Source organism: Jeongeupia naejangsanensis (genome assembly GCF_016865585.1).
In the GTDB taxonomy this organism is placed as follows: domain Bacteria; phylum Pseudomonadota; class Gammaproteobacteria; order Burkholderiales; family Chitinibacteraceae; genus Jeongeupia; species Jeongeupia naejangsanensis.
Map to the genome: position 1 here is coordinate 347,655 of NZ_JAESND010000001.1, position 12,481 is coordinate 360,135.

Annotated in this window: 10 protein-coding genes; 4 read left to right on the top strand and 6 right to left on the bottom strand. The window is 61.4% G+C overall.

Translation table 11 applies throughout. The features are described 5' to 3' along the window. Positions 1-54 precede the first annotated feature (54 nt). The 3 genes from infB to rimP are packed head-to-tail and all read right to left on the bottom strand — an operon-like array spanning position 55 to position 4,726. Positions 55-2,754, bottom strand: a complete 2,700-nt coding sequence (gene infB, locus JMJ54_RS01625) for a translation initiation factor IF-2 (RefSeq protein WP_203536201.1) — start codon at positions 2,752-2,754, stop codon at positions 55-57. Positions 2,755-2,769: 15 nt separating this feature from the next. Continuing rightward, positions 2,770-4,242, bottom strand: coding sequence for a transcription termination factor NusA (gene nusA, locus JMJ54_RS01630; protein WP_203536202.1), 1,473 nt, complete (start codon positions 4,240-4,242; stop codon positions 2,770-2,772). A gap of 49 nt (positions 4,243-4,291) precedes the next feature. After that, the gene (gene rimP / locus JMJ54_RS01635) at positions 4,292-4,726 is read right to left on the bottom strand and encodes a ribosome maturation factor RimP (protein ID WP_203536203.1); all 435 of its coding nucleotides are present in this window, start codon (positions 4,724-4,726) and stop codon (positions 4,292-4,294) included. 187 nt (positions 4,727-4,913) lie between these two features. Here rimP and JMJ54_RS01640 point away from each other — a divergent pair, with 187 nt between their 5' ends. Together JMJ54_RS01640 and JMJ54_RS01645 are read left to right on the top strand one after the other, a co-directional pair. After that, positions 4,914-6,575 (top strand): long-chain-fatty-acid--CoA ligase, encoded by a 1,662-nt coding sequence (locus JMJ54_RS01640; RefSeq protein WP_203536869.1) that lies wholly within the window; start codon positions 4,914-4,916, stop codon positions 6,573-6,575. 25 nt (positions 6,576-6,600) lie between these two features. Continuing rightward, entirely contained in the window at positions 6,601-7,746 is a 1,146-nt protein-coding gene (locus tag JMJ54_RS01645) for a PilT/PilU family type 4a pilus ATPase (protein WP_203536204.1), read from the top strand. A 34-nt stretch (positions 7,747-7,780) separates the two neighbouring features. Here JMJ54_RS01645 and JMJ54_RS01650 read toward each other — a convergent pair whose 3' ends face one another. After that, a complete protein-coding gene (locus tag JMJ54_RS01650; RefSeq protein ID WP_203536205.1) occupies positions 7,781-8,311 on the bottom strand; it encodes a DUF3455 domain-containing protein in 531 nt (176 codons plus the stop codon). A 143-nt stretch (positions 8,312-8,454) separates the two neighbouring features. Here JMJ54_RS01650 and JMJ54_RS01655 point away from each other — a divergent pair, with 143 nt between their 5' ends. Continuing rightward, positions 8,455-8,802, top strand: coding sequence for an ArsC family reductase (locus JMJ54_RS01655; protein ID WP_203536206.1), 348 nt, complete (start codon positions 8,455-8,457; stop codon positions 8,800-8,802). 4 nt (positions 8,803-8,806) lie between these two features. Then, positions 8,807-9,937: a succinyl-diaminopimelate desuccinylase gene (dapE, locus tag JMJ54_RS01660; RefSeq protein WP_203536207.1), complete on the top strand. Its 1,131-nt coding sequence runs from the start codon at positions 8,807-8,809 to the stop codon at positions 9,935-9,937. A gap of 16 nt (positions 9,938-9,953) precedes the next feature. On the opposite strand, the gene tilS is transcribed toward dapE, so the two are convergent. Together tilS and JMJ54_RS01670 are read right to left on the bottom strand one after the other, a co-directional pair. Continuing rightward, positions 9,954-11,216 carry a tRNA lysidine(34) synthetase TilS gene (gene tilS / locus JMJ54_RS01665; RefSeq protein ID WP_203536208.1) on the bottom strand — a complete coding sequence of 421 codons (1,263 nt, stop codon included), beginning with the start codon at positions 11,214-11,216 and terminating at the stop codon, positions 9,954-9,956. Between the two features lie 13 nt (positions 11,217-11,229). Further along, positions 11,230-12,198 (bottom strand): acetyl-CoA carboxylase carboxyltransferase subunit alpha, encoded by a 969-nt coding sequence (locus tag JMJ54_RS01670; protein ID WP_203536209.1) that lies wholly within the window; start codon positions 12,196-12,198, stop codon positions 11,230-11,232. Between the last annotated feature and the right edge of the window lie 283 nt (positions 12,199-12,481).

Sequence of the window (12,481 nt, forward strand, 5' to 3'; positions counted from 1 at the left end):
CCTGCCGATGCAAGGGAAGCAGCTGAAGCCTCCCTTCCCTCGCACCTCATGACATTACAGCGTGCGCGCAATCTCGATGATTTCGAACACTTCGAGCTGATCGCCTTCCTGGATGTCGTTGTAGTTCTTGAGTTGCAGACCGCACTCGTAACCCGAACGCACTTCCTTGACGTCGTCCTTGAAGCGCTTGAGGGTTTCGAGTTCGCCCTGATGCACGACCACGTTGTTGCGCAGCAGGCGGACACCCGCGCCGCGCTTGACGATACCGTCGAGCACATAGCAACCGGCGATCGAGCCGACCTTGGAAATGACGAACACCTGGCGAATTTCGACCAGACCGATGATCTGCTCTTTCTTCTCCGGTGCCAGCATGCCCGATAGCGCTGCCTTCACATCATCGACCACGTCGTAAATGATGTTGTAGTAACGCAGGTCGACACCTTCCGACTCGGCCAGCTTGCGGGCTGCCGCGTCGGCACGGACGTTGAAGCCAACCACGACGGCCTTCGACGCCAGCGCAAGGTTGATGTCCGATTCCGAGATACCACCCACGCCCGAGTGCAGGATCTGCACGCGGACTTCGTCGGTCGACAGCTTCTGCAGCGAGCCGGCCAGTGCTTCGGCCGAACCCTGTACGTCGGTCTTGATGATGATCGGCAGGTTTTGCACTTCGCCTTCGGCCATTTGCGCGAACATGTTTTCGAGCTTGGACGCTTGCTGGCGTGCGAACTTGACGTCACGGAACTTGCCTTGACGGAACAGGGCGATTTCACGCGCCTTCTTCTCGTCGGCCAGCACCATCGCATCTTCACCGGCGGCCGGCACTTCGGACAGGCCGAGAATTTCGACCGGAATCGACGGACCCGCTTCGGTGATCTGCTTGCCGGTTTCATCCAGCATGGCGCGAACGCGGCCATAGACACCACCGGCGAGGACGACATCGCCCTTGCGCAGCGTACCCGACTGAACCAGCATCGACGCCACCGCGCCACGACCCTTGTCGAGACGCGCCTCGATGATGATGCCCTTGGCAGGCGCATCCACGGCAGCCTTCAGCTCCAGGACTTCGGCCTGCAGCAGGATCGCGTCAAGCAGCCCGTCGATGTTCGTGCCTTGCTTGGCCGACACTTCGACGAACTGGGTATCGCCACCCCAGTCTTCCGGCACGACTTCCTGCGCCACCAGCTCCTGGCGGATACGCTCCGGATTGGCACCCTGCTTGTCGATCTTGTTGACTGCGACCACGATCGGCACGCCGGCCGCCTTGGCATGGTGAACGGCTTCGATCGTCTGCGGCATCACGCCGTCGTCGGCCGCAACCACCAGCACGACGATGTCGGTCGCCGAAGCACCGCGAGCACGCATGGCGGTAAACGCCTCGTGACCCGGGGTATCAAGGAAGGTCACGATGCCCTTGCCGGTTTCGACATGGTACGCGCCGATGTGCTGGGTAATGCCGCCGGCTTCGCCCGCAGCCACCTTGGCACGACGGATGTAGTCGAGCAGCGAGGTCTTGCCGTGGTCGACGTGACCCATGACGGTCACGACCGGCGCACGCGGCAGTTGCTCGTGCTCACCCTTGTTGTCTTCTTCCAGATAGGTATCCGGATCGTCGAGCTTGGCAGCGCGCGGGATGTGGCCCATTTCTTCAACCACGATCATCGCCGTTTCCTGATCGAGGATCTGGTTGATGGTCACCATCATGCCCATCTTCATCAGTGCCTTGACCACCTCGACACCCTTGACGGCCATCTTGTGCGCCAGATCGGCGACGCTGATGGTCTCGGGGATATCGACGGTATGCACGACCGGCTCGGTCGGCGCCTGGAAGGCGTGTGCATTATCGCTATCCTGATGCTGATTGCGACCGTTGCGACCACCCTTCTTGCCCGACTTCCAGCCACCGCCGGCGTCGCCACCGCGGGTTTTGATGCCCTTCTTGGCCTTGCCGTCGTCCCACTTGCGCTTTTCGTCCTTCTTGTCGGCCGGCGAGGCAGGCTTGGCCGCAGCCGGTGCCACCTTGGCTGGTTCCGGCTTGACGGGCTCCGGTGCACGCAGCGGCGTGTCCTTCGGCTTGCGCAATTCAACGCGCATGCCGACACGCGGACGATCGCTGCGCGGTGCAGCGGCAGCAGGCGCAGGCGCGGCGACTTTGGGCGCAACCGGAGCAGGCGCAGCAGCGACAACAGGCGCAGCAGGTGCCAGCGCGGGAGCCGGTGCAGCAACCACTGCCACCTCGGCCACCGGGGCAGGTGCTGCCACCGCCGGAGCAACCGCTACTTCACGCGGCTCTTCCTTCGGTGCTTCCCCGCCTTGCTTGGCGCGCATTTCGGCCGCCTGACGCTCACGCAGTGCGGACTGGCGCTGAGCTTCCGCTTCACGTGCAGCACGCTCGGCATCACCGATCACCGCCGAAGCAGGCGCAGCCGCCGTTTCAACGCGTGGCGTCACGATTGGTGCAGCCGGCGCCTCAACCACGCGCTTCTTGCGGACTTCAACCTGAATGGTCTTGGCCTTGCCGGTCGAATCGGTTTTGCGGATTTCCGACGTCTGCTTGCGGGTCACCGTGATTTTCGGCTTGTCGCCACCACCGTGCTTCTGCTTCAGATGCTCGAGAAGACGCGCCTTGTCCTCGGCGGTCACCGCATCGGACTCGCCGGATTTGCTGACGCCGGCCGCGTTGAGCTGCTCAAGCAACTCTTGCGACGGCATTTTCAATTCTGCCGCGAACTCACTGACTTTTAATTCACTCATGCATTTCTCCCCGCCTTATGCGAACCAGTGCTCGCGGGCTTTCATGATCAACTGCTTGGCCCCATCCTCGCCGATACCGGTCATTTCCATGAGCTCGTCAACAGCCAGCTCCGCGAGGTCGTCGCGAGTATGGATATCGTGTTCAGCGAGCGCAGTAGCGAGTTCAGCGGTCATGCCTTCCAGGTTTTTCAGGTCTTCCGACTGATGCTCGAGCTTTTCTTCGCGGGCAATGGCCTGAGTGAGCAGTGCGTCGCGGGCACGCGAGCGCAGCTCGTTAACGGTGTCCTCGTCGAACACCTCGATTTCGAGCATTTCGTTCAATGGCACGTAGGCCACTTCTTCCAGCGTGTTGAACCCTTCCTGCACCAGTGCCTCGGCGACGTCTTCGTCGAGATCCAGCGCATGCATGAAGAGTTCACGCACCTTGGTGAACTCGGCTTCGTTTTTCTCTTCGGCCTGGTTCACGGTCATGATGTTGATCTTCCAGCCCGTCAGCTCGGATGCAAGCTTGACGTTCTGGCCGCCACGGCCGATGGCCATGGCGAGATTGTCTTCGTCGACCACGACATCCATTGCGTGGTTGTCTTCGTCGACGACGATCGAGTTCACGTCGGCCGGGCTCAATGCGCCAATCACGAACTGCGCCGGATCGTCCGACCACAGGATGATGTCGACGCGCTCACCGGCAATTTCGTTGGTCACTGCGTTGACGCGCGTACCGCGCACACCGATACACGTGCCTTGCGGATCGACACGCGGGTCGTTCGACTTGACGGCGATCTTGGCGCGCATGCCCGGATCACGGGCGACGCCCTTCAGCTCGATCAGGCCGTTTTCGATTTCCGGCACTTCCATCTCGAACAGCTTGGCCATGAATTCCGGCGCGGTACGGCTCAGCACCAGCATCGGGCCGCGGCCAAGGCGGTCCACGCGCAGCAGGAAGGCACGCACGCGGTCACCAACCCGGAGGTTTTCCTTCGGAATCATCTGATCGCGCGGCAGGATCGCTTCGAGCTTGCCGAGCTCCAGAATTGCGTTGCCACGCTCGAGCCGCTTGATGCTGCCCGACACGATGTGTTCGCGACGCTGGAGGAAGTCGTTCAGGTTCTGTTCGCGCTCGGCATCGCGGATCTTCTGCAGGATGACCTGCTTGGCCGCCTGTGCACCGATACGACCGAACTCGATCGGCTCGAGTTCAACTTCCCACGTTTCGCCGAGTTGCAGCTCGGGATCATATTCCGGCGCATCGGTAATGGCGATCTGACGCGACGGCTCTTCGTGATCGTTGTCCTCGACCACGGTCCAGACGCGGAACGAGCGGTAATCACCGGAGTCACGGTCGATGTCGACACGGATATCGACCTCGTCCTCATAGGTTTTCTTGGTTGCGGACGCCAGCGCCATTTCCAGCGCGGTAAAGACAACGTCCTTCTCAACATTTTTTTCGCGCGCCAGTGCATCCACCAGCAGCAGAATTTCTCGGCTCATCGTTTCGATTCCCTCGGCAAGAAGCCCGCCTGTGGGCCTAAATCCCGGATCAGAACTGCGGCTCGAGCCGCACCTTGTCAATTTGCGCCATCGGCAGCGTCAGGCGCTCACCGTCGACGTCGACCACAACCGCACCGTCCTCGAGACCGATGAGCGTGCCGAGCAGTTTCTTGCGTTTATCCGGCAGCGGCATGCGCAGCTTGAGCCGCACCTTCTCGCCAGCGAAGCGTGTAAAGTCTTCGGGCTTCGTCAGGGGGCGATCCAGCCCTGGCGACGAGACTTCGAGTCGCTCGTACGGGATCTCCTCGACCATCAGAAGCCGGGAAAGGTGGTTGCTGACGGTGACGCAGTCCTCCACCGTAATGCCGCCCGGCTTGTCGATGAATACCCGCACCAGCCCGTTCTGCGCCAGTTCCAGATCGACCAGCTCGTAGCCAAGACCCGGAAGCGTCGCATCCAGCACGCTTTGCACGTTCGCTGCCATAGATTCCTTTGCTGAAAAACAAAAAATGGGCTGCAAAAATGCGCCCATTCCCAAGCACTATCCCCGTATCTTGGGGACAACCCTCATTCTAACAGAAACAATTACTTGGCGAAACTGTGCACGCAAGTGGCTTGTTCTCGACAGCCTTACAACTCTAGAGTGCACAAAGAACCCCAAGGAGAGGAACATGGAGCGACCCTGGTTTGCCAGCTATTCGGCAGGCGTCCCTCACGAAGTCGACATTCACGAATTCAGCTCGATCCCCGACGTCATCGCCAAAACGGTCGCACGCTACCCCGACCGCGATGCCTTCATCAACATGGGGAAAGCGATTACCTACGGCGAGCTTGACCGCCTTTCCGATCAGTTTGCCGCGTTTTTGCAACAGAATCTGAAGCTGGCGCGCGGCGCCCGCGTCGCTGTCATGATGCCCAACCTGCTTCAATACCCGATCGCGATTTTCGGCACACTGAAAGCCGGCATGACGGTCGTCAATGTCAACCCGCTCTATACGCCGCGCGAACTCGAACACCAGCTCAAGGACGCAGGCGCCGAGACCATCGTCATTCTCGCGAACTTCGCCCACGTACTGGAAAGCATCATCGGCCAGACATCGGTCAAGCACGTCATCGTGACCGAAATCGGCGACCTGCTCGGCTTTCCGAAACGTTTGCTGGTCAACGGGATCGTGAAGCACATCAAAAAGATGGTGCCGGCCTACACACTTCCCGGACACATCGGTTTCAACGCCGTGCTCGACCGCGGACACCGTCAGCAGTTGCAACCGGTCACGCTCAATCACGACGACCTGGCCTTCCTGCAGTACACCGGCGGCACCACCGGCGTCGCCAAGGGCGCGATGCTGACGCACGGCAACATCGTCTCCAACATGCAGCAGGCCCACGCCTGGATTCGTGAAACTGTCGAGGAAGGCAAAGAGATCATCGTGACGGCGCTGCCGCTGTATCACATCTTCTGCCTGACCGCGAACTGCATGGTGTTCACCAAGGTGGGCGCAACCAATCTGCTGATCACCAACCCGCGCGACATCCCCGGCTTCGTCAAGGAACTCGGCAAGCACCCGGTCACCTGCATGACCGGTGTCAACACCCTGTACAACGCACTCGCCAACAACCCCGATTTCGCCAAACTGGATTTCAGTACATGGAAACTGGCGCTCGGTGGCGGCATGGCGGTGCAGCACGCCGTGGCGGACAAGTGGAAGAAGGCAACCGGCGTGCCGCTGGTCGAAGCCTACGGCCTGACCGAAACCTCGCCCGCCGCAATGATCAACCCGATGAACACACGCGAGTACAACGGCATGATCGGCCTGCCGCTCCCTTCGACCGAAGCCGAAATTCGCGACGACAACGGCAAGGCGCTCGACGCAGGCGAATCGGGCGAGCTGTTCATCCGGGGCCCGCAAGTCATGCAAGGCTATTGGCAACGCCCCGAAGAAACTGCCAAGGTCATTGGCCCCGATGGCTTCCTTGCCACCGGCGACGTGGCCGTGATGTCCCCAACCGGCTACTTCAAGCTGGTCGACCGCAAGAAGGACATGATTCTGGTTTCGGGCTTCAACGTTTATCCGAACGAGATCGAGGACGTCGTCGCCGACCATCCCGGCGTCATGGAAGTCGCCTGCATCGGCATCCCCGACGACAAGTCCGGCGAAGCGGTCAAAGTCTTCGTCGTACGCAAGGACCCGGCCCTGACCGAGGCGGATGTCGTCGCACACTGTCGCGCCAACCTGACGAATTACAAGGTTCCGCGTCTGGTTGAGTTCCGGGAGCAACTTCCAAAGTCAAATGTCGGTAAGATCCTGCGGCGAGAACTGAAACCCCAATAAACCCTCACGCCGGCCGGGTGCCCGAATGAATTTGTTGCCGTTTTTCAAACTGATGGCCGAACGACAGGCCTCGGACCTGTTCCTGTCGGCGGATTCGCCGATCGTCATCAAGATCAACGGCCAGTGCAACCCGGCCAACAACCAGGTGCTTGGCGCTGAACACGTCAAGCATCTGGTTTACCAGCTGATGAGTACCGAGCAGATCGCACGCTTCGAGCAGGACTGGGAACTCAATTTCCGGCTGACCCTGCCGCAACTCGGCAACTTCCGCATCAACGTGTTCCGCACGCGTGGCGCAGTGGCCATGGTCGCCCGATACATCCGCCAGCAGGCACAGAGCATCGACGCGCTCGGGCTGCCACCGGTGCTGCGTGACCTGATCATGGAAAAGCGCGGCATCATCCTTGTCGTCGGCGCCACCGGCTCAGGCAAGTCCTCGACCGTCTCGGCGATGCTCGAACACAGGAACACCAATTACCCGGGCCACATCCTGACGATCGAAGATCCGATCGAGCAGCTCTACACCCACAAGCGCAGCCTGGTGAACCAGCGCGAAATCGGCGTCGACACCCACAGCTATTCCGAAGCGCTGAAAAACGCCATGCGCGAAGCCCCCGACGTCCTGATGATCGGCGAAATCCGTGACCGCGAAACGATGAACTACGCACTGCAGTACGCGCAGGCGGGGCACCTGTGCATTTCGACGCTGCATGCGAACAACAGCTACCACTCGCTCTCGCGCGTTGTGAACTTCTTCCCGCAGGATGCGCGCGAAGCACTGCTCTACGATTTGTCGACCGCCCTGACCGCCATCGTTTCACAGCGCCTCGTTCGCAATCGCGACGGCCAGCTGACGCCGGCAATCGAAATCATGCTGAACACCAACCGCATCGCCGAACTGATCCGCAACGGCCAGCTCACCGACATCAAAGAGGCCATGGAGCAGACGCTGGCCGAGGGCTCGCAAACGTTCGAGCAGTCCCTGTATTCACTATACCGCAGCGGCCAGGTCGAACTCGACGAGGCGCTGCGCAACGCCGACTCGGCAACCAACCTCTCCTGGATGGTCAACAACAGCCAGACGGCTCAGGAACAGGAGGCGGCTCGCAATATCGCCTCGATCGGCAAACAGCCCGAAAGCAGTACCGATTTCGACATCAAACTGCACTGAGCCGCGCCTCACCCGATGACTGCGACGCGCCGGGTCACGGCGTGACGTAGAACAGGTAATCCGCCTCGTAGGCCACTTGCCGCTTTTCACCGGCATTGGCCGACGCACAAGGCAAGGCTGGCGCCACGCCGCCCTTGGTATTGATGCGCTGGATGAAGCTGACCGCCACCATCCTGCCGGTCGCGGAGGCCGGATTCGCCTTCACCAGCTGCAACGGAATATTGCCCGGCTGCGGCGCCGGACTCACCGCAACCTGCGCGCCCGTCACCTTCGAGCCATCGGTCATTTCCCAGGTCGGGCCTGCATAGTACTTGCCGACCACACTCCGCCCCTGGTCGTACAGCACGGCTTTGGGACCTGCGAATATCCACTCGAACTGGCCTGCTGCGTCTTTTTTTGCCCGGCATTCATAAGTGATTTCACCCACCCCGGTCGTGTGCATCGCCAGCTCGTCAGGCGGACTGACGCGAATCGATTCAGGCAAGGAAGACTGCTGCATCGTGGGCGACGATGCGCAGGCAGTCAGCAGCAACAGGGAGGGCATGACAAGGTGCAGCGCATTCATGATGGACTCCGTTCGGGTTGGCACTCGCCTCCTCGTACGGCGCAACCGACCCGCTGGATGCGCCAGAGGTCGAAGCCCTGACGAGCGGTAGGCGTCAAGCCGCCTGCCGTTTAGAATCGCTCCTTTTGCTCCACGAGTCCGACATGAAGCTCTACGGCATCCCCAACTGCGACACTGTCAAGAAGGCACGCACCTGGCTGACCGAGCATGGCCACGAGTACGACTGGCACGACTACAAGAAACTGGGCGTCACCGCCGAGCTGCTTGCCGGCTGGATTGCCCAAAGCGGCTGGGAGCCGCTGGTCAACAAGGCCGGCACGACCTGGCGCAAGCTCGACGAGGCCAGCAAAGCTGCCGTGGTCGACGCTGATTCGGCCATTGCGCTGATGCTGGCGCACCCCTCGGTGATCAAGCGGCCGGTACTTGACCGCGATGGTAGGATTACCGTTGGCTACAAACCCGAAACCTACGACGCGCTTTTCAGCCGCTGAGACCATGAACGACGCTACGCTAGACCTGACCCTGCAACTGATCCGCCAGGCATCGGTAACCCCGAACGATGCCGACTGCCAGCAACTGATGGCCAACCGGCTTGCCAAGCTCGGCTTCCACATCGAACCGATGCGCTTTGGTGATGTCGACAACCTATGGGCACGCTTCGGCAGCGAAGGCCCGGTGCTCGTCTTTGCCGGCCACACCGACGTCGTTCCGACCGGACCGCTCGATCGCTGGCATTCCGACCCGTTTGCGCCGGAAATTCGTGACGGCCATCTGTTCGGCCGGGGCGCCGCTGACATGAAGGCATCGCTGGCCGCCTTCGTCACCGCCACCGAAGCTTTTCTGGCAAAGCACCCGAATCCGAAAGGCTCGATCGCCTTTCTGATCACTTCGGACGAGGAAGGCCCGGCGCACGACGGCACCGTCAAGGTCATCGAAGCACTGAAGGCTCGCGGTGAAAAAATCGATTACTGCATCGTCGGCGAACCGACCAGCGCAGAGACCTTCGGCGATACGATCAAGAACGGTCGCCGCGGCTCGCTGTCGGGCCACCTGATCGTCCACGGCGTACAAGGCCACATTGCCTACCCGCACCTCGCCAAGAACCCGATCCACCTGCTGGCCCCCGCCCTTGCCGAACTCGCCGACACCGAATGGGACAAGGGCAACGCCTACTTCCCGCCGACGACCTGGCAAGTCTCGAACCTGCATAGCGGCACCGGCGCGACCAATGTCATCCCCGGCACAGCCGAAGCGCTGTTCAACTTCCGCTTCTCGACCGAAAACACTGCCGAGACGCTGAAGCAGAAGGTTCACGCCATCCTCGACGCATACGATTTCGAGTACGAGCTGATCTGGAACCTGTCGGGCGAACCGTTCCTGACCGACCACGGCGCACTGATCGACGCAATCCGCACTTCGGTCGCAGACGTCACAGGCGTGACCCCGCAGCTGAACACGACCGGCGGCACGTCCGACGGCCGATTCATCGCCAAGTACTGCCCGGAAGTGGTCGAATTCGGCCCGATCAACAAGACGATCCACAAGTTGAATGAGTGCGTCGCGATCGAGGATGTACCGAAGCTTTCGCGTATTTACGCGGGGGTACTGGAACGGCTGATCGCCTGACCGATTGGCTGTTCGTTTACGCTGGCTGCCAAACCGGCAGCCAGCTGCCGTCCGCAAACTCCGTCGCCACACCGATGCCCGGCACAGCGGCCAGACGGTCACCACAAAACAGCAGCGGCGTCGAATCGCGCAACCAGGGCGGCACTGCGGCCTCCTGATACAGTGACTTGAGCAAACGCGTCGGGCCCTCCGCGCGCAAGCGCAAGCGCTCCCCTCCAGCCCGCGGCAGCAAGCGCCACGGACCAGCACCGTCCTCCGCCACCCCCCCCGTCCCCCGAATCCAGATCAATCGCCCCTGCTGCGCGCTGATCCCGACCCCGGGCTCGACGGCTACCTCGCCGACAAACGGCCCTGCCGGCACGAAATGAACGCGCTGACGATAGCGTCGCACCCGCCGGCCGTGCCAGCATAGCTCGGGCTGTGCATCGGCCTGCGCGTCGAGCTGCCGCACGAAGACATCGAAAGCCCGCGCATCGGCGACGATATCGTGACCACGCAACCAGCGTCGCAGCGCATTGCGCCGACGAAGGGGGCTCAGCAATGCTGCGGCCGCCAGATCGAAAGCACCGCCGACCGCGCAGACTACCAAATCCAGCTCGGCCAGTTCGGTCAGCAGCGCATCGGCCTCGGCCGCCTGTGCAGAAACACGGGCAAGCGAGGCGCCGACACCGGGATCGCGCCGCACCAACGCCGGCAGCACCTGATGACGCAGAAAATTGCGGGTAAAACGCGGGTCGGCGTTGCTCTCGTCTTCAATCCAATGCAGCGCATGAGCCTCGGCGTAAGTACGCAAGGCACTGCGCGGTACATCCAGCAATGGGCGCAGCAATTTCAACGAGGGCGTCAGTTCGCGGCATGCCGGCATGGCCGCCATGCCAGCGAGTCCGTTACCGCGCAACACCTGCATCAACACGGTTTCGGCCTGATCATCCTGATGATGGGCAAGGCAAAGCAGGTCGGCGTCGACGGATTCGAATGCGGCGTAGCGCGCCGCCCTAGCAGCCGCCTCGACCCCGAGCCCGGATCCGCGATCGACGCGAACCTCCCTCACCTTGCACGGCACGTTCAGCGCGTGCGCAATGGCAACGGCCGTTTCCGCCCATGCATCCGCATGCGGCGATAAACCGTGATGAACGTGAATGGCCGAGAGCGAGAAGCCGGACTCGGCACGCAAACCGGCCAGAAGGTGCAGCAGCACCACCGAATCAAGCCCGGCGGAAAGGCCCAGGCACAGGCACGCCGAGGGTGGCACTGCATGGCGGGTGAGGCAATCGCTCACTCGCCCGGCCAGATCACTGGATTGGAACTTCCTTGAACTGGCCATAGCCCATCAGGCGCTCGAAACGGGTTTCGAGCAGAGCGTCAATCGGCTTGTCGGCAACGCCCTTGAGCGCGTCGGCAATCGCCTTTTTCATCGCCTGCATCATCTGCGCATGATTGCGATGCGCACCGCCCACCGGCTCGGTGATGATCTTGTCGATCAGACCCAGCGTCTTCAGGCGGCCGGCGGTGATACCCAACGCCTCGGCGGCATCCGGTGCCTTTTCGGCGGTCTTCCACAGGATCGACGCGCAACCTTCGGGAGAAATGACCGAATACGTCGAGTACTGCAGCATCTGGACAAGATCGCCGACGGCAATCGCCAGCGCGCCACCCGAGCCGCCCTCGCCGATGACCGTAGTGATCACCGGCACGCGCAGCTTGGCCATTTCGAACAGATTGCGGCCGATTGCCTCGGATTGACCGCGCTCTTCGGCACCAATGCCAGGATAGGCGCCCGGCGTATCCACGAAGGTGATTACCGGCAGGCCAAACTTCTCGGCCAGCTTCATCAGGCGCAAAGCCTTGCGATAACCTTCCGGACGCGGCATGCCGAAGTTGCGGAAAATCTTTTCCTTGGTGTCGCGGCCTTTCTGATGGCCGATCACCATTACCGACTGGCCGTTGAAACGCGCCAGGCCACCGACAATGGCATGATCATCGGCGAAAGCGCGATCACCGTGCAGCTCTTCGAAATCGGTAAAGATCGCGCCGAGATAATCCAGCGTATAGGGACGCTGCGGATGACGGGCAACCTGGGAAATCTGCCATGGCGTGAGCTTGGCGTAGATCGTTTTGGTCAGCTCTTGGCTCTTCTTTTCCAGATGGCCGATCTCGACGGAGATGTCGACAGCGGAGTCATCCTGAACGTAGCGCAGCTCTTCGATCTTGTTTTCGAGCTCAGCAATCGGCTGCTCGAAATCGAGGAATGTGGTTTTCATGTTTGCTCGGTTCTCCCCGCGGCGCGCACGCGGCGCCAACCCTGGGCCGGGTCAAAATTGCGCAACTATACAGCAAGCCTTGGCCACCATGAAGCGGCAGACAATGCCGCACAACCGGGAACCAGACCCCATCATAGCGCCCTGCCGCCGGCGCCCTGATGTTTCCCCGCGTCGGCAAGGCCATTCGGCGGCGATGATCGTGTGCGTATTTCGCTAAAGTTTTTCGTCGGCCAGCCGATACAGCGCATAATCAGCACCGAAACCAGCCACGGACACATGCCGG

Coding starts and splice junctions, on each gene's coding strand:
- infB (WP_203536201.1), bottom strand. CDS start 2,754: ATGAGTGAATTAAAAGTCAGTGAGTTCGCGGCAGAATTGAAAATGCCG.
- nusA (WP_203536202.1), bottom strand. CDS start 4,242: ATGAGCCGAGAAATTCTGCTGCTGGTGGATGCACTGGCGCGCGAAAAA.
- rimP (WP_203536203.1), bottom strand. CDS start 4,726: ATGGCAGCGAACGTGCAAAGCGTGCTGGATGCGACGCTTCCGGGTCTT.
- JMJ54_RS01640 (WP_203536869.1), top strand. CDS start 4,914: ATGGAGCGACCCTGGTTTGCCAGCTATTCGGCAGGCGTCCCTCACGAA.
- JMJ54_RS01645 (WP_203536204.1), top strand. CDS start 6,601: ATGAATTTGTTGCCGTTTTTCAAACTGATGGCCGAACGACAGGCCTCG.
- JMJ54_RS01650 (WP_203536205.1), bottom strand. CDS start 8,311: ATGAATGCGCTGCACCTTGTCATGCCCTCCCTGTTGCTGCTGACTGCC.
- JMJ54_RS01655 (WP_203536206.1), top strand. CDS start 8,455: ATGAAGCTCTACGGCATCCCCAACTGCGACACTGTCAAGAAGGCACGC.
- dapE (WP_203536207.1), top strand. CDS start 8,807: ATGAACGACGCTACGCTAGACCTGACCCTGCAACTGATCCGCCAGGCA.
- JMJ54_RS01670 (WP_203536209.1), bottom strand. CDS start 12,198: ATGAAAACCACATTCCTCGATTTCGAGCAGCCGATTGCTGAGCTCGAA.